Source organism: Paenibacillus lycopersici (genome assembly GCF_010119935.1).
Classification (GTDB): Bacteria; Bacillota; Bacilli; order Paenibacillales; family Paenibacillaceae; genus Paenibacillus_Z; species Paenibacillus_Z lycopersici.
Window position 1 is genome coordinate 6,170,734 of record NZ_CP048209.1, and the last position, 17,089, is coordinate 6,187,822.

Below are 17,089 nucleotides of genomic sequence, written 5' to 3' on the forward strand. Positions count from 1 at the left end.
GTCTTCCCAGAGCCGGTACTGCCATGCCGACTACCTCCTGTCTATGCAAGAGGACAGCGTTCTTGGGCAAGAACCGCTGTCCCCATGCCTGTCTGTCATCCGCGGCTGCGGAAGGCGTTAATTGTTAATGTCGCGGCGTCCCTGGACCTGCTCCTGCGCTTTCGCGGCGACCGCGTCCAGCGCGTCCTTGGCCGATTGCTTGCCGAGCCAGACTTTGTCCAATGCGGGATTGACGACATCCATGATCTTGTTGAAGTTCTTGACGTAGGCCGTCGGCGTCGCGTGGCTGTGGTTCAGCAGCACGTCGATGATCGCCCCTTTGTATCCGGACGGTCTGGAAGGCAAATTCTCCGTCCACTTGGACAGCTTGCCCGCGTCCGTGTACCAATCCTTATGCGAAGGCATCCAGGTGCCTGCGGTCAACAGGTCGAGCGACGCTTCCGGGTCGAGCAGCGCCTTCAGCAGCTCCCACGATTCCTGCGGATGCTTCGTGGACTTGAAGATCGAGAACATGCCGCAGACGACGGTCGTGACCGGTTCTTTCATAATCGGAAGCACGCCGACATTGAAGTTGAATTTGGATTGCGCGAGCGCGGTGGTCGCCCATTGGCCGTCGATAGCCATGGCAACCTTCTTCGTCTGAAGCGCCACGTTCGTGCCCGGAATGTTCTTCGCTTGCAGCGGTGACGGCGCGACATGGTACACGTTGATCAGATCGGCCAGCTTCTGGATCGCTTCGACCGCTTCCGGTTGATTCAGACCGAGCGTCTTGCCGTCGGGCGAGAGGAAATCCCCGCCGTTGGAATAGATGAAGTTGCTGTACGCGCCCCACCAGGTCGGCAGGTTGATGCCGAACTGCTTGATGTTCTTCGGATCGAACGCGGGGTCGTCCGCGCTGCGTCCCTTGCTGTCGACCGTCAGCTTCTTCGCCACGTCCACGAATTGCTCCCACGTCCATGCCTTGGACGCATCGGCCGGAGGCGGTTCGATGCCGGCTTCCTTGAAGACGTCTTCGTTGTAGAACAGGCCGAAGGTTTCCGGTCCTGGCGCGATCCCGATCACGTTGCCCGGCTCGGAGGAATAGGTGATGTTCGGCACCAGCGCATCCAGCGTGATCTCGCTGTCCTTATCCAGGAAATCCTGCAGGTTCAGGAATTTCCCCTGCTCCGCGAGCGGAAAGGCGATCGTCGCCGATTCCATCATCGCCACGTCGGGCTCGTCGTTGCCCGCGACCATCGTCGTCAGCTTCGTATCGTAATCCGCCGTGATCGCTTGATAATCGACCTTGATGTTCGGGTGCGCCTTCTCGAACTTGGCGACCGCGACCTTCGCCGCCGCGACTTCGTCCGGCGCGCCCCAGCCGGTAAGGCGGAGCGTGATCGGCTCCCCGCTGCCGGCGTTCGCCGTACCGTCCTCGGCATCGTTCGCGCCGGAATTGGCTGCGGATGCGTTCGTTCCACCGTTATTGCCGCCGTCCGACTTGGAGCAGCCCGACAGCGCGGTTACGGCCGTCAGCAGCAAGACTAGAAGCAAGGCGGGCAGCTTCCATTGTTTCCTGATCATTGTTCTTGAGCCCCTCTCTGCGTTCATCCTCATTGGCTCATAGCTGCAGTCTATGATGGTTTTATTGTACGAGATCGACAGCGCTTACAAAACCCGAGCATTTCTAGAATGGTGGACTTTTATTGGGCATTGTGCGGCAGATGGACGATAACGCTCGTGCCTTCGCCCGGGGCGGATCGGATGCGGATGCCGTACGCCTCCCCGTAAGCCATCCGAATGCGCGAAATCGTGTTCTTGATGCCGACGGAGGCCGATTCCTTGTACAGAATGGCATCGATGCCTTCCTTGCTGATCCCTCTTCCGTTGTCCCGGATTTCGAAGAACCGGTCTTGGCCTTCCGTCCAGCCGCGGATCGCAATGCGTCCGCCCGTCTCCATGGCGCTGAAGCCGTGCAGGATGGCATTCTCTACGAACGGCTGGAACAAGAGCCGTGGCAGCTTCTCCTCGTAGAGGGCGGGCTCGATTTCGTAGATCACGCTGAATTTGCCTTCGAACCGGGCCGACATGATATAGAAATAATTCCGCATCCATTCCAGCTCCTCCGACAAATGGACGGCACCCCAATCCTTGCGGGATGTATAGTGCAGCATGTTGGACAGGCAGACGAGCATCTTGCTCAGCTCCCGCTGGTTGTTCTCGATGGCCGTCCAGTTCATGATATTGAGTGTGTTGTACAGAAAATGGGGATTCATCTGCATGTTCAGCGCATGGATCTCCGCTTCCTTCTCCTTCAGCTTGATCTCGTAATTCTCTTTGACCAGCATCGCGATGCGGTCGTTCATGCGGTTGAACCGCTGCGAGAGCAGGCCGAATTCGTCGTTGCGGGTCACCTCCACCCGGGTCTGGAAATCCCCTTCGCCCACGGAACGCATCGCGCTCATCAGCTTCTTGATCGGCACCGTGACCCGGCCGAGTATGAAATACGCGAACAGCAGCGCGACGCCCCCGAGCGCCAGCGCGCTCACGATCGTCGAGGTGCGGATGACCGGCACGAGGCTGCCGACGAGCGCGGATTGCGGCGTGACGACGATCGACAGCCAGCCCGTCACCTCCGAGCGGTCGAAGACGACGATCTGATTGGCCCCGTTCAGCTTCAGCCGCGTCGTCCCGCTTCCTTGCGCACGGAACGCGTCGATCCAATCCTGCTTGTACGTTCCGGTGACCTGGGACTTGTCGCTCGACGCAACGACGACATCGTTCGGATCCAAGACCATGTACGTCGATCCCGCGGGTATGCTCTTCTCGAAGAGGGCATCAAGCACCGTCGACTTGTAGCTGATCGTCAGCACCGGCCGTTCGACGCCCGGCTTCAGCTTCACCAGCGTGCTGTCCTCCAGATGAGAGAAATTCAACAGCCTTGTGGCGGAGAACAAGTAGCGGAATTCGATATCGCCGTCCTTGAGCCAGGCTTGATCGAACATGCGGGTGAAATCGTACGTCGGGTACCAGACCATTTTGCCCGCCGCTTCCTCGGCCTCCTTATAGATCTGCGACTTCGCAGGGTCTCCCTGGGGCAGCGATCTCGTCAAGCCGAAGTTGAAGTACGACGTCCACAGCTGGACTGCGTACACATCCTCGTTCTGGGAGAAATATTTGCTCAGGATGGCCGAGATTTTGCGGTCGGCGGCGACGAGCTGCTCGTCCGCGGAAGGGTCGAGGTCGTTGAAAATCCGGAACAGGTCCTTGTCCACGAACAATGCCCTGCTATTCTGGTCGGCGACCCCGAGCTTCGTATCGATCACGTCGTTGTTCTTCTTCACGACGGCATAGACGTTCTTCTGCGCCTGCTCCGTCACGACATGCAGGCTCGTCCGGTAGAACAGCGTGCTCAGCACGAGAAGCGGCAGGGCGATAATAATCAAATAACTCAGCAGCAGCCTCGCCTTGAACGTCATGGGCGGGCCTCGTTTCCGTCCTGCTGCGAAGGAATCCGTTTGTACGCTTCCGGTGACAGCCCGACCTGCTTCTTGAACATGCGCGTAAAATATTTCGTATCCCGGTAGCCGCAGCGCTCCGCGATCTCATAGATCTTGAGCTGTCCGGCGGCAAGCAGCTCCTTGGCCTGGCGCATGCGCGCTTCCGTCAGATGGTCGGAGAACGATCGTCCCGTCCAGCTTTTAATTAACGTGCTGAAATACGAAGCGTTGAAATGAAATCGCTCGGCCGCCTGCTCCAGCGTCAGATCGTCCCGATAATGCTCCTGAATCCAGGCGAGACACTGTTCGACGATTTGCTCGCTGCGGCCCTGCTTCCGGGCGGTCAACGACAGATGCACGTCGCTCAGTCGCAGCAGCAGCAAGTCCAGGAGCGTCCCGCTGCCGGCGCAGGCCGGAATTTCAAAGAGGGCCGTATCCGCGAGAATGCTGCCGATTCGGCGATCGACGACGTCTCTCGTGCGGCTTTTGATCTTCATGACCGTCAGCGCCGCGTAATCCTTCATCAGCTTCGGGTCGGTATGCCCGCCTGCCGCGAGTTGCCGGAACGCGCTCCGCAGCAGCCCCTCGGCACTAGCCATCGTCGGCTCCTGAAGCGCCTCGAACAGCTGCTCTCCGTCCAGGCCGAAGACGGGCGCGGCGACCGGCGTAAGCGCCGCGCCGCTTACGGCTCCCTGCCATTCGTCATGGAAGGCATGCGCCAGTGCGGCTTGGGCCTGCCGGTACAGCTGCGGAATATCCGCGGCGTCTGCCGCGCGGTCCGAGGCAAGGCCTGCCGTGACGATGCCGATACCGTGAGAGAGCGCAATGCCGGGACGCAGGGAGGCGGACAGCGCTTGGAGCGCGGCGCGAAGCTCGTCCTGAAGCACCTGCGTGATCGGCTGGCGGAGGCACAGCGCCGTGACCAGCCGACTCCGCTGGCCGGGTTCGGTCTGCAGCGCGAACGTGCAGGCAGGGCCGAACGCCACAACCGAACGCTCCAGCTGGCCGACCAGCGACCGGAGCAGCGCCTCGGGGCTGCCCGCGTATTGCGCATCCGGGGCGTTCGGTATATTCGAGGCGCTTGGTGCATCCGAGAAGTTCGGTCCATCCGAGAAGCTCGGTGCATCCGGGGCGTTCGGTATATTCGAGGCGCTCGCTGATTCCAGAGCATTCGGATCGCTCGTTGCATCCGGGACGTTCGAACCACCCGGGCTGCGCTCGGCTTCCGGCACGGCCGGGACGTCCGGGGCGTTCGTCGCGTCCGGCTCCCCAGCCGCGTCCGCCGAGCTGCCGGCTTCCGTCAGCACAAGCGCGGTCGCCTCGCGCAGCAGCGGCCACTCCGCCAGCTCCGCCCGCCCTTCCGCGGGCATCTCACCGCTCAGCCACAGATGAAGCAGCCGGTCCCGGTAGGCGGGAGACGCGAGCGCGAACCGCAGCTTAAGCTCGTCCGACTCGCCCCACTCCTTCCGCTCCGCCTCGAGCTGCCGTTCCAGCCGTTCCAGCAGCACCTCCACTTTGTCGGCATCGATCGGCTTCAGCAAATAATCGAAGGCGCCGTGCCGGATCGCGGTCTGCGCGTACTCGAACAGATCGTACGCCGACACCATGACGATCTTCGCAGGCAGCCCTTCAGCTGCAGCCAGCTTCAAGAAGGCAAGCCCGTTCATATTGGGCATTTGGATATCGCTGAGCACTACATCGGGCCGCTCCGAACGGACACAAGCGAGCGCGGACTCGCCGTCCTTCGCCGTCGATACCCGCGCAAGCGGACGCATCGATTGAATCATGGCGGCCATCCCCCGCAAGTGCCGCGGCTCGTCGTCCACGATTAGAATGTGCATGTCGTTCCCCTTTCCGCCCGTCAGAACGGCAGTTTCTCTATACAGTACTACGGCGGGCGAAGCTTTGGATAGAGGCGAATCCAGCCATAGCCTCCACGTATAGCACAAGACGGCTCCCGCAGCAGGATGCGCCGGAACCGTCTTGTTAACGTTGTGATATACAGTTGCCGCAGGGAAACAACGACTCCACGGTCCACATTCATGCGTGATGGACACCAGATCCGCTAATGGTCCAGTTTGCCCCCTACTACGTGACTCGACGGACACAGGATCCGTTATTAGCCTTCAATGCCGCATTCTACCAGGCTTTTGGTTCATATAACGCATCTCCTGTCCGTTTCTCCCCGAATAAAAGGGGGTTTCGGAGCAAATAGCGGATCTCCTGTCCGGTCCGGGCGGCGGCAATCGATTAACCGACTTAAAGACCGACGGCAAATAACATTAAGGATCTATCAGCAGGTCGCTTGGCGCTTCTGGGGTGCGCGTTGCCCAGCCGACTGCCCCTGCGCGACTGCGCTGCTATGCCCGCCAGGCGCCTTCCGCACTGCGCCGTACCCTGCCACGCCGCTCACTGCGCTGCCAGCCAGGCGCCTTCCGCGCCGCATTCCAACCGCGCACTCATGCTCCGGCCGCTATCCGCTCTTCGCCGCCTTCCCAGCGCACGATAATCTCTACCGGCACGTTGCAGCGCACGGTAACGGCAGGCTTCTCGTCCGCCGAAGACCGGGCGGCGCAGGACAGCTCCAGCATACCGTCGTTCCCGAACGGGTAGCGGTCGACGCCGTGCGCTTCCAGCAGGCGCACGTCCCAGATCAGCTTGCCGCCGGATACGTCGGCGCGCAGGCCGAACACATACTCGAACAGCACGGCGATCGGCGCAAGCCCGCTCCAGCCGACGAAATTCGGCTTCGCCGGCTTGCCCTGCGCGATCGTCTCGGGCGCGTACGTTTCCCAAATCGTGCCCGTTCGCGCGAGGACGTCCGCGACGTTGCTCACATGGGTGCGGGCTATCTCGTGCGCCAGCGCGTCGCGGCCATAGGCGCTGAGCCCGCGCAGCACCATGTAATTCGTCGGCATCCAGACGCCGCCCCGCCAGTAGTCGCCTTCCGGCTGATAGTTCGGATCGTCGGCGGACAGCGACGGAATCCGGTGCGGCCGGTTGAACTCGGCGGGATTCTCGAGATGCGCAATGAACCGTTCCAGCCGCTCCACGGGCACGGCATCGGCGAGCAGCGCCCAGTAAGCGCCGATCGATTTCATGCCGAGATGCGTGCCGTCCGGGCGCAGGTCGTAATAGTACGCCGTCCCGTCGTCCCACAGCTTCTCGTTGATGACGCGGACCAGCCGTTCCGACTCCTCCGCAATGTCGCGGACTTCCCCGCTTCGGCCGACCGTCTCCGCCATGAGCAGCAGCAGCTTGGCGGACAGCAGCTGCTGCAAGCACGTATCGACCCAGACCAGATGGCCGTGATAGAACTCGTCCGCCTGGTAAGGCAGCTCGGCAGGCATCCGCGGCTGATTGTCCATGCCGCAGCCCCAGCCGGAAGACCAGTACGTGCCGTCGGGCCAGGTGCGATACGCTCTCAGCCAGCGGTGATAGGCGAGCAGCACGGGGAAGACGCTATCGAGGCGCGCGCGATCTCCGGTAATTCCGTAATACTCCCATTCCGACCAGGCCAGCACGTTCGGCCCGGTGCTCGCCGGGTCGAACCGATGGAACCGGTCTTCTCCGGCCGACGTGTTGATCTGCCGGCAGATGAAGCCGTCCGGATGCTGCTTGGCGTACAGGTTATCGAGCGTCCGCTGGAACGCGAACGCGCGATGGCCGTACTTGGCGAACATCATGATGAAGCAGGAATCCCACATAAACAGGCAATCGTTGAACGCCGTGTCGATATAATTGGCCACGAACCCGCTGCCCTGCTCGGGCCGGCGAAGATGATCGAAGGCCAGCTCCCACGCCTTCCAATAACAATCGATCTCGGCCTCATGCTTCGCCCAGCGCGGCGCCGGCAGCAGCTGCTTCGAGGACGCGAACGCCGGGAGCGCGTTCGCTTCCGCTTCCATTGTCAGAAACGCATTCTCCCCTACGAGCGCGTTCGGCACGTACGTGCTGTAGTACCGGTCCTTCTGAACCTGCTGCCACTGCCGCTCATGCACCTTCGGGCGTATGCCCTGCGTATTGTTCGCCGTCATCGCCGATCCTCCGATCCATACTTGCTATTGATTTCCCGATATAGCGTAATGCCCGACGTCCCGTCCGGCTCGATCAGCAGCGTCTCCTGCCCCCCGTCCCAGCGCACCGTCAGCTCCAGCGTGACGTTCGACCGCACCTCCACCTGCGGCCGATCGAACCGGGACGCGCGCGCGGCGCAACGAAGATCGAGCAGCCCGCCGGCGCCGTACGGATAATCCGAGACGCCGTGCTCCTCCAGCAGCCGCACATCCCACAGCAGGCGCGACTCCGGCGCCGAAGGCTGCAGCCCGAAGCGGTATTCCAGCAAGACGGCGATCGGCGTAAGCCCTCCCCAGCCGACAAAATCCGGCTTCGCCGGCTTGCCCGGCGCGGCCTGCTCCGGCGCGTAGTTCTCCCAGATGGTGCCGGTCGCTTCGTACACCTCCAGCACCTGCTCCGCGTGATTGCGGGCGATCTCGTCCGCCAATGCGTGACGGCCGGTCGCGCGCAGGCCGCTCAAGACCATATAATTCGTCGGCATCCAGACGCCGCCTACCCAATAATCGCCGTCCGGCCGGTAAGCCGGATGGTCCGCCGACAGCGAAGGCACGCGATGCGGGCGGTTGAAAGCCCGCGTATCGTCCAGATGGGCGACGAACCGCTCCATCCGCTCTTCCGGCACGATGCCGGCAAGCAATGCCCAATAAGCGCCGATATTCTTCAGCCCGGTCAGCGTGCCGTCCGGCAGCCTGTCGTAGTAGAACGCCGTCCCCTCGTCCCACAGCTGCTCGTTGATGAGCGCCGTCAGACGATCCCGTTCCTCGATCAGATCCGCGATATCCGCCTCTCTGCCGAGCTCATGCGCCATGGCGATCAGCAGCTTAGCGGCATAGACCTGGAACATGCAGCTGTCGCACCAGACCAGATGCCCATGATGGAAGTAGTCCTTATCCTTGTCCGTATTGCCCGGAATGCGCGGAAGGTTATCCGCCGCGCCGGACCAGCCGTTCGCCCAATAGGTGCCGTCCGGCCAAGTCCGGTACGCCTTCAGCCAGCGATGATACGCCGCTAGCGCGGGAAACGCGTTCGCCAGACGGTCTTTATCCGCCGTCGCCTGATAATGCGCCCATTCGGTCCACGGCATCACGTTCGGACCCGTGCTCGACGGATCGAACCGGTGGAAGACGTCGGTGCCGTCCCGCTGCCGGATCTGCCTGCAGATGAAGCCGTCGGGATGCTGCTTGGCATAGAAATTATCGAGCGTCCGCTGGAAATCGAACGCCCGGCGTCCATAGCCGCCGAACAACAGGATGAAGCTGCTGTCGTACATGAACAGATCGTTATTGAAAGCGGTATCGATATAGTTCGCGACGAATCCGTTCTGCTCGTTCGCTTGACGCAGATGCCCGAAGGCCAGCTCCCACGCTTTCCAATACAGATCGATTTCCCGCTCGCGGCCTTCCCAATACGGACGGGGCAGCAGCTTCGCCGCCTCCTCGTACGACGGCAGCTCCTTGTTCTCGCGCGGAAGCCGAAGGAACGCATTCTCCCGAACGAGCGCGCTCTTCACATACATATCGTAATAACTCATCGGCTCGCGGCGGAAGGAATCCTTCCATGCGGGCAGCTCCCGATCCGCTCCATCATTCTTCATGCGTCCGTTCCCCTCTCGTAAGCATATTGCCCGCCCGTCTCACAGCACGTACATCTGCCCGTCCCTCGGCCACTCCACTTCGCCGCGGAATACTTGCTTCGCCGCCGCGACGGACGCTTCGGTCCTGCTCGCGTACGCGTGGATCAGCAGCAGCTTGCCGACGCCGGCTGCCTCCGCGATCCGCGCCGCGTCGATCGCGCCCGCGTGCATGTACGCATTGTCGTCCGGGTTCGCCGCGATCGGTCCGAGCGCCGCTTCGTGGATGAGCAGGTCGCTGCCCTTCACGTGCTCGCCGATCGGCGGGTAATACGCGGTATCGCCGGTGAAGGAGAAGACTTTGGAAGTCTGTTTGTCCTCGAACCGGTAGCACAGCCCCTGCACGGGATGAATCGTCGGGCACGTACCGATGCGGAAATCCCCGTTCTCGTAACTATCGCCGGGCACGAGCGGGATAAGCGTCGGCACGTTCGCGGCATCGAAGTACCGCTCCGCATGCAGGAAGCTCATCGCGCGCGTCACGATCAGCATCAGATCCTCCGCCGGGCCGACGATCTTCAGCTCCTGAAGAGGCTTGCCCTTCATCAAGAAGTAGTACAATAGCGACGGCAGCGACATGTAGTGATCGTGATGAAAATGCGTGAAGAACACATACTCCAGCTGCAGCGGATCGATGCCCCGGCCGCGCAGGTTCGAGATGACCGACCAGCCCGTATCGACCAGATAGCGGTCATTGATCAGAAACGTAGGCGAATCGCCGCCGACCTCCGGGATCGCGCCCGATGTGCCTAGAATAGTAACGGTCGTCCGATTGTCCATGGTTCGCTCCTCCTTCGTTAGATGGCTAACCGCATGCCGTCATGCGCGACCTTCACGTCGCCGGAATGGCCCTCCGAGACGATCTGCGTCAATTCGTCCGTCCGCAAATCCCACTCGTGATGAATGTGGGTGATCACCATGTTGGCGATGCCCTGCTCCTTCACGAACGCGTTCAGCTTCTCCGGATGGATATGGCCGAACTCGTGAATGACCAGATCCGCATCCGGCAGCACGCGGACGATGTCGGCGGAAGACAGCACGTCGCCGCTCACGACGATCTTCTTGCCGTCGATATGCAGCACCATCCCGTATGCGACGGGAGCGACCGCATTGCCGTGACGGTCGTCGATTTTGCGCCAGTTCTCGTTATTCAGATGCATCGTCTTGAAGAATTCGATCCGCAAGCCGTCCCGCTCGAACACGAACTCCTCGTCGTATTCATGCGCTTCCAGCTGGAACGGATAGACGTCCGGCGGAATGATGAACATCGACTGCAATTCGCCGACTTTGCGAATCGTGCTTGCGGGACCGTAGATCGGCAAATTATCCGGCTTATACGTCAGCTGCAGATCCTGGATCAGCATCGGCAGGCCGCCGGCGTGGTCGGGATGCCAGTGCGTCAGGAAGACGGCCTCGATGCTCTTGGGATCTTCGCCCATTTGCTTCAGGAGCATGCTGACCGGGCAGCCGCAGTCGATCACGTACAAACGTCCGTTCTTCTTGATCGCCATGCTGCAGTGATGGCGGTTCGCCGTCGAAACGCCGGCGCTCGTTCCCAGGAATAATAGTTCTGTCATATGCCACCTCATCCGATTGTTGTTTATTCGATGATCGTTATTCTTTGACGCTTCCGAGCACAATGCCGTGTACGAAATACTTTTGCAGGAACGGATATACGATCAGGATCGGCAGCGTCGCGACGAAGATTTGGGCCGCGCTGTTCGTCCGGTCGGAGACCAGCTTGAGCAGCTCCGCGTCCTTCGGCGTCAAGTACCGCATATCCCGCTGGATCACGACGGTTTGCAGGAAGCTTTGCAGCGGATAATGCGAGGGCGAATTCATGTAGATCAGCCCGTCGAACCAGCTGTTCCAATGCGATACCATGCTGAACAGCGTCAGCGTCGCCAGCGCGGGAACGGAAAGCGGCAGGAAGATTTTCCACAGCACGATGAACGGATTGGCGCCGTCGATCATGGCGGATTCCTCCAGCTCCTTCGGCAGGCTGCGGAAGAAATTGAGCAGCAGCACCAAGTTGTAGACGGGCACTGCCCCCGGGATGACGAGCGCCCAGATCGAATCCATCATGCCGGTCATCTTCACCGTCATGTACAGCGGGATCAGTCCGCCGCTGAACAGCATCGTCAGCACGAAGAACCAGACGTATCCCGTCCGCCAGCGGAATTGGCGGATTTCCTTCGACAGCGGATACGCGGCCAGCACGGTCAGCAGCATATTGACGGACGTGCCCAGCAGCACCCGTTTGAGCGAGACGGCGAACGAAGAGAGAAACTCCTGTTTGCTGAGTACGTTCTCGTAGGATGCCAGCGTGAATTCGACCGGCCACAGCTTCACCCATCCGGCGGCGGCCGCCGAGGACGAGCTGAAGGAGATGGCCAGGATATGAATGAACGGCACGATGCACAGCAAGGAAAGCGCCGTAAGAAAGGCATAGTTAAAGGCGATAAATACTTTTCTGCTCCATGACAATCGGTATACCATTGCCGCTACCCTCTCTCAGCCAAGGTTAAAATATTCGGTAGTTCGCAAACCGGTAGGCCATGCCGTACGAACACGAGATGAAGACGAAGGATACGACGGATTTGAACAGTCCGACGGCCGTCGCCACTCCGTATTGCGCTTGTTCCAGGCCGAGCCGGTAAACCAGCGTATCGATAATATCTCCGCTTTGATAGACCTGCGAGTTATACAGATTGAACACCTGATCGAAGCCCGCGTTCAGAATCTGCCCGAGGCTGAGCGTGGACAGCAGAATGACGATCGGCACGATGCCGGGCAGCGTCACGTTGAGTGTCTGCTTCCAGCGGCCCGCTCCGTCGATTTCGGCCGCCTCGTACAACGCCGGATTGATGCCGGTCAGCGCCGCCAAGTAGACGATCGTGCCGAAGCCGAATTCCTTCCACACGTCGGTCGATACCAGCACGAACGGAAACCACCGGTTGTCGCCGAGGAAGAAGATCGGCTTGATGCCGAGCGAACCCAGCACCTGATTAACCAAGCCTGACGAAGGGGACAAAATATCGAGCAATATGCCGCCGAGAATGATCCAGGACAAGAAATGCGGCAGATAGATCAGCGTTTGGAAGACGCGCTTGAACGCCATCTTGCGGATCTCGTTGAGCAGCAGCGCGGTGACGATCGGCGCGATCAAGCCGCAGACCATCTTCATAAGGGCGATAAAGATCGTGTTATACAACACTCTGTACGTGTCCGGAAGCGAAATGACGAATTTGAAATTATCCAGCCCGACCCATTTGGAATGCAGCATGCCCCTGGCCGGGATATACTTTTCGAACGCGATGATCATCCCCGCCATCGGTCCGTAGCAAAAGATCAGCACGATGATAACGGCGGGCAGCAGCATGAAATGGTAATACCATTCGCGCGCCCATCTCCTGAGAAACACATGGACTCCCCCAGTAATGGAAGGCAGGGAAAATAAACCGAGTTATTTCCCCCCTCGCTTCCTATTCAATTGCAGCCGTCCAGCCTCGGCGGGCTTATTGGGCCTGCTTGGCGTACCAGTCGTTGACTTCCTGCGTCATCCGGTCGCCGCCGAGCGAATTCCATTCCGTGACGAACTTATCGAAATCGTCGACCGGCGCTTTGCCCGTAATGATCTTCGTATACAGCTCCTGTTCCTTCTGGTCGAGAACCGACTTCTTCGCTACCATCGTCGGCGTCGGCGCTCCCGTGAACGAGTCGAACCAGAAGCGGTTGCTCGTCAAATACTGATTCATGATGTCGAGCGAACCGTGCGGCTTGGCGACCATCCAGCTGCTCCAATTGCCGGTGTTGCCGCCCAAGTACGCTTCCACGTCCTTGTAGTACGCCGAGCCGACGACGCTGTCCTTCACGAGCGAAGGATCCTTCGCCTCGACCGCCTTCGGCAGCTGGCCGCCCGCTCTGGCCTGGGCATCCTGGGACATGACGATGATCGGATTGAGCTTCCAGTACGTGTCGCTCGTTTTCCCTTTGTGGAATTTGTCCGTTTCCGGCGTCGGGAACGCGTTGTCGACTTCGATGAATTTATTCAGCAGCTTGATGGCGGCTTCCGGATTCTTGCTCTCCTTGGAGACGACGTAGTAACCGTCGACGCCCGTACCGACGACGATGTTCCCCGAGTTCATGCCGATCTGCGTCATGGCCGGCTGGTCGTCCGCCGAAGGAAGCGGATAAACTTCCCAATCCTGCGTCACTTTATTGTCCTTCACGACGGCGCTGGGCAGCGGCCAGCTCGTCGTCCAGAATTGACCGAACGCCATGCCGGCTTTGTTGTTGGCGACCAACTCGTTTTCTTTCGTATGGTCCTTCGTGAAGAACTCCGGATCGATCTGGCCGGATTTGTACATATTTTGAAGCGTTTGAAGCGCCGTCTTCATCTCGGGCTGAACGCTGCCGTACACGAGCTTGCCGGAAGCGTCCTTCACCCATGCGCCCGGATAGGCGTGGTAGCCGTTGAAAATGCCTTCGAAGCTGAACGCTTGGTTGTAAATTTCTTTTTGGGCGATGAGGCCGAACGAATCGTTCTTGCCGTTGCCGTCCGGATCGTCCTTCGTGAACGCTTCGGAAATCGCGAGCAGGTCCTGCATCGTCTTCGGCTCCGGCAGGTTCAGCTTCGTCAGCCAGTCTTTGCGGATGAACAGGAACTGCGCCGAGTTGTACGGGCTGTCCGTCACCGGAATCGCCATCAGCTTGCCGTCGAACTTGGCCGTGTTCATCTCCGCCCCGCCGTCCGCCGTCATGAACGCTTTCGTATTGTCCGAAGCGTACTTGTCGTAGACGTCCGTCAAATCGTAAACCAGGTCGTTGTCGACGAGCTGCTGCAGCTGCGTCCGGTTGACTTTCATCAGATCCGGCAGGTCGCCCGAAGCGATCGTCAGGTTCACCTTGTCGTCATACTGCTTGGAATCGACCATCCATTTGTTCTTGATCTGGATGCCGAGCTCGTCGGCATAGGCGTCGTACACGCTGTTCTTGTCGTAGCTCTGGCCGTCGTCGAACTTCAGGTTCGGGTCGGATTGCCCGACGATCGTGAAGTCGATCGGCGTCTCGTATTTGCCCGTATTGACCGCCGGCGCCGAATCGGACGCGTTCGCCGCATCGGCCGCATTTCCCGAAGCCGCCGCGTTATTCGCCGCTTTGCCGTTTGCCGGCTGGTTCCCCGTGTCGTTCGCATTGTCCGAGTCGGACTTGGAGCATGCCGACAAGACCAGCGCGCTTGCCATGCAGAAGATGGCCAGCTTGTTCATGTGCTTGCTTCTCATTCGTACTTCCCCCTCAAAGGCTATTGAATGCATAATGGCTGAGACATTAACGCAAAGCTGCAAACCGAAACCAACGAAACGCCGCAACAAGAAACAAATCGATCAAATGAACGCCGCAAGCCTCCCCTTTCTTGATTAAAGCCGATATCGAATGTGCTGCTTCCTTCACTAGAATAGTCACTCCACGCGCAAGTGTCAATCGTTTTCGATCAAAAATATGATCATTAACAATCACTTAACGTTATATATGATCTTACCGAATCGAAATTGTTAGATTTTGGATGTAAACCATGTTCGAAACCAATCGTAATTGCGAAAATTATCGTTTTCGATCATTTTCCTTGCTTTCGATGATCAAACTGCTATATTAATAGGGAAGGGATACAAAAATGTTTGTAAACGATCAAAATCGAAGAACCACAATCTGCAAAGGGCGGTACCTATATGAAAAAGAGACATCTCGACATCATCGACATCGTGAAACGGAAGCCCTACGTCACTATCGAGGAGCTGTGTCAGGAGCTGCATGTCTCTCCCGCAACGATGCGGCGCGATTTGACTCTGCTTGAAGAGGCGGGCGAGCTGCTGCGCATTAACGGCGGGGCGATGTACAAGCAGCAGCCGGAGAGCGGCGAAGCCGATGGCCGCAAGCAGGTCGATCCGTATCTAGACGAGAAGCTCCGCATCGCGAAAGCGGCCGCCGCGCTAGTGAAAGAAGGCGATACGATCTTCATGGACGCGGGGTCGACCAATCAGCATCTCGGCGACTGCCTGGCGGAGAAATCCAATATCACCATCATTACGAACAGCCTCGAAATCGCGTACCGGCTCAATCCGATCAAGGACAAGCAGAATTTATCCGTCATCATATGCGGCGGCGCGCTGGGCGAAGCGAATCCCGACAGCATCGTCGGTCCGGTTGCGGAGAAAATGATCTCCATGTTCCGCGCAAACATTTGCTTCATCGGCACCTCGGCCTTCGATATCAAGCAAGGCATTACCGACGTCTATCTCGCGTCGGCCCGCATCAAGGAGAATATGATCGAGAACGCCAACAAGGTGTATCTCGTGACGGACCGCAGCAAATTCGGGCTGATCAACACCGCCTTCGTCTGCCCGGTCGACAAGATCGACCATATCATTACCGATCGGGACGCGCCGGCGGAGGATATCGGCTACTTGCAGGGCAGAGGCATCGCGGTGACGCTCGTGTAGATCGGGTTTTCGCGAGATTTCACGGGATTTCACGGGATTTCGCGGGATTTTCGTGAAGACCGCGATGAGGGAGGAACGAGCATTATAACCGCATCCGCATGCAAAAAAAGGAGCTGTCCGCAGCGGCCGCGAACACGGCCGTTACGGGCAACTCCTTTGTTACTTTGTCGATAAAGGTTGCGCCTGCATATTGTCGCCTGATCGCGCAATCCCTAGAAGAAATCCGTTAAGAACGTCGTCCGCCGCGGAATCGCCGCCTCCAGGCGGTCGACCAGGTCCGCCGCGCCCCGGAGACGCCCGATACGGGCGAGAAAGGCGGGCCGTTGATAGCCGAGGAGAAGCGCGGCCAGCGTTTGAATCGTGCAGCTCAGCAGCTCGCTCTCCGCAGGCATTTCGCCCTCCGGCAGCTTCGCCGCTTCCGCGCTCGTCCCGCCGTCCGCGAACGTCACGCGGAACATGCCCTGATTCCACTCCGCCTGCTCATCGGCAATGCGCAGGTAGAGCGGTTCGGCATCCGGACGGGCCGCGTACGGGATCTGCGTCAGGAATGCCTCCGCATCCACGATGCGCGCCATGAAGTACGGCGTCCGCTCCTGCTTGAACCGCGGATCGGCCGTCAGGAACGGCAGCTGGTCGTCCACGGGCGCTTTCAGCTCCGCCTTCGCGATCATCGAATCGTGATTGCCGATGAAATTCCACAGGCCGCGCCGCGCTTCCTCGTCCAGGAACACCATCTCGTGAATCGTCGCCGTCCGGTTCCGCACCAGATAGAACACGTACCCGCGCGCTTCGCCCTGCGGGTTCTCGTAGACGGCAATCATCCCTTTCTTGCCGAAATGCGTATCGCGCCATCGCGCTTCATCCCGTTCCAGCATGCCGTTATACTGCCGCGCATAGGCTTCGTAGAGCGGATTCAGCAGCTTCGCGTCCTTGGCCTTGCGCACGATGCGGCTGCCGGGGACCGCTTCGAACTTGGGCAGCTGCTCGACGGGGATTTCATAGTGAAGATGATCGACGTACGTTTCCCAGCCGTACTTGCGGTAGAACGCGAATTTGAACGGCGCCAGGAACGACAGCGTCTGCCCGTTGTCCCGCATCGTCTTCAACGATTGAACGAGCAGCTGGCCCACCATGCCGCCGCGGCGGTGTTCCGGCCAAGTCGCGACGCCGGCGATCCCGCCCATCCCGATACGGCGTCCGTTCACCCAGACATGGAAAGGAAGGAGCTCGAGCTTGGCGGCCAGCCGACCCTCCGCGAAATAACCCCAGGTTTGATTCGGATCCGCCTTGGCGGCCCGTTCTTCCCGCTCTGCCGCGGAGACCTCGTATTGAAAGGCAAATTCCGACAGCTCGTAGCCGTCCGGCAGCTCTTCCCGGCGCAGCACGCGTATTTCATTCATGCG

The 17,089-nt window shown here is 59.7% G+C and carries 12 protein-coding genes; 1 reads left to right on the plus strand and 11 read right to left on the minus strand.

Annotated elements, in window-relative coordinates; translation table 11 throughout:
• Positions 1–117: 117 nt before the first annotated feature.
• From GXP70_RS27020 to GXP70_RS27065, 10 genes are all read right to left on the minus strand, one after another.
• The gene (locus GXP70_RS27020) at positions 118–1,563 is read right to left on the minus strand and encodes an ABC transporter substrate-binding protein (RefSeq protein WP_162359673.1); all 1,446 of its coding nucleotides are present in this window, start codon (positions 1,561–1,563) and stop codon (positions 118–120) included.
• A 119-nt stretch (positions 1,564–1,682) separates the two neighbouring features.
• Positions 1,683–3,458 carry a sensor histidine kinase gene (locus tag GXP70_RS27025; RefSeq protein WP_162359674.1) on the minus strand — a complete coding sequence of 592 codons (1,776 nt, stop codon included), beginning with the start codon at positions 3,456–3,458 and terminating at the stop codon, positions 1,683–1,685.
• A complete protein-coding gene (locus GXP70_RS27030) occupies positions 3,455–5,320 on the minus strand; it encodes a response regulator (protein WP_162359675.1) in 1,866 nt (621 codons plus the stop codon). The genes GXP70_RS27025 and GXP70_RS27030 overlap by 4 nt, the downstream gene beginning before the upstream one ends.
• Before the next feature lie 618 nt (positions 5,321–5,938).
• Complete coding sequence (locus tag GXP70_RS27035; protein WP_162359676.1) at positions 5,939–7,516, minus strand: MGH1-like glycoside hydrolase domain-containing protein; 1,578 nt, start codon at positions 7,514–7,516, stop codon at positions 5,939–5,941.
• On the minus strand, positions 7,513–9,150 hold the full coding sequence (locus GXP70_RS27040; protein WP_162359677.1) for an MGH1-like glycoside hydrolase domain-containing protein: 1,638 nt from the start codon (positions 9,148–9,150) through the stop codon (positions 7,513–7,515). The genes GXP70_RS27035 and GXP70_RS27040 overlap by 4 nt, the downstream gene beginning before the upstream one ends.
• A gap of 39 nt (positions 9,151–9,189) precedes the next feature.
• A complete protein-coding gene (locus GXP70_RS27045; protein ID WP_162359678.1) occupies positions 9,190–9,966 on the minus strand; it encodes an MBL fold metallo-hydrolase in 777 nt (258 codons plus the stop codon).
• Between the two features lie 17 nt (positions 9,967–9,983).
• Positions 9,984–10,763, minus strand: coding sequence for an MBL fold metallo-hydrolase (locus tag GXP70_RS27050; RefSeq protein WP_162359679.1), 780 nt, complete (start codon positions 10,761–10,763; stop codon positions 9,984–9,986).
• 37 nt (positions 10,764–10,800) lie between these two features.
• Positions 10,801–11,685 carry a carbohydrate ABC transporter permease gene (locus tag GXP70_RS27055; RefSeq protein ID WP_162359680.1) on the minus strand — a complete coding sequence of 295 codons (885 nt, stop codon included), beginning with the start codon at positions 11,683–11,685 and terminating at the stop codon, positions 10,801–10,803.
• Between the two features lie 25 nt (positions 11,686–11,710).
• Positions 11,711–12,568 (minus strand): ABC transporter permease, encoded by an 858-nt coding sequence (locus GXP70_RS27060; protein WP_162360707.1) that lies wholly within the window; start codon positions 12,566–12,568, stop codon positions 11,711–11,713.
• A 136-nt stretch (positions 12,569–12,704) separates the two neighbouring features.
• The gene (locus GXP70_RS27065) at positions 12,705–14,471 is read right to left on the minus strand and encodes an extracellular solute-binding protein (RefSeq protein ID WP_162359681.1); all 1,767 of its coding nucleotides are present in this window, start codon (positions 14,469–14,471) and stop codon (positions 12,705–12,707) included.
• Between the two features lie 444 nt (positions 14,472–14,915).
• Between GXP70_RS27065 and GXP70_RS27070 the strand changes: the two genes are divergently transcribed.
• Positions 14,916–15,686, plus strand: a complete 771-nt coding sequence (locus tag GXP70_RS27070; protein WP_162359682.1) for a DeoR/GlpR family DNA-binding transcription regulator — start codon at positions 14,916–14,918, stop codon at positions 15,684–15,686.
• 212 nt (positions 15,687–15,898) lie between these two features.
• On the opposite strand, the gene GXP70_RS27075 is transcribed toward GXP70_RS27070, so the two are convergent.
• Positions 15,899–17,086 carry a GNAT family N-acetyltransferase gene (locus GXP70_RS27075; RefSeq protein WP_162359683.1) on the minus strand — a complete coding sequence of 396 codons (1,188 nt, stop codon included), beginning with the start codon at positions 17,084–17,086 and terminating at the stop codon, positions 15,899–15,901.
• Between the last annotated feature and the right edge of the window lie 3 nt (positions 17,087–17,089).

Excerpts from the sequence above, each read along its gene's own strand:
- GXP70_RS27030 (WP_162359675.1), bottom strand. The coding sequence starts at position 5,320 with ATGCACATTCTAATCGTGGACGACGAGCCGCGGCACTTGCGGGGGATG.
- GXP70_RS27060 (WP_162360707.1), bottom strand. The coding sequence starts at position 12,568 with ATGCTGCTGCCCGCCGTTATCATCGTGCTGATCTTTTGCTACGGACCG.
- GXP70_RS27055 (WP_162359680.1), bottom strand. The coding sequence starts at position 11,685 with ATGGTATACCGATTGTCATGGAGCAGAAAAGTATTTATCGCCTTTAAC.
- GXP70_RS27070 (WP_162359682.1), top strand. The coding sequence starts at position 14,916 with ATGAAAAAGAGACATCTCGACATCATCGACATCGTGAAACGGAAGCCC.
- GXP70_RS27045 (WP_162359678.1), bottom strand. The coding sequence starts at position 9,966 with ATGGACAATCGGACGACCGTTACTATTCTAGGCACATCGGGCGCGATC.
- GXP70_RS27020 (WP_162359673.1), bottom strand. The coding sequence starts at position 1,563 with ATGATCAGGAAACAATGGAAGCTGCCCGCCTTGCTTCTAGTCTTGCTG.
- GXP70_RS27040 (WP_162359677.1), bottom strand. The coding sequence starts at position 9,150 with ATGAAGAATGATGGAGCGGATCGGGAGCTGCCCGCATGGAAGGATTCC.
- GXP70_RS27065 (WP_162359681.1), bottom strand. The coding sequence starts at position 14,471 with ATGAGAAGCAAGCACATGAACAAGCTGGCCATCTTCTGCATGGCAAGC.
- GXP70_RS27025 (WP_162359674.1), bottom strand. The coding sequence starts at position 3,458 with ATGACGTTCAAGGCGAGGCTGCTGCTGAGTTATTTGATTATTATCGCC.
- GXP70_RS27075 (WP_162359683.1), bottom strand. The coding sequence starts at position 17,086 with ATGAATGAAATACGCGTGCTGCGCCGGGAAGAGCTGCCGGACGGCTAC.
- GXP70_RS27035 (WP_162359676.1), bottom strand. The coding sequence starts at position 7,516 with ATGACGGCGAACAATACGCAGGGCATACGCCCGAAGGTGCATGAGCGG.
- GXP70_RS27050 (WP_162359679.1), bottom strand. The coding sequence starts at position 10,763 with ATGACAGAACTATTATTCCTGGGAACGAGCGCCGGCGTTTCGACGGCG.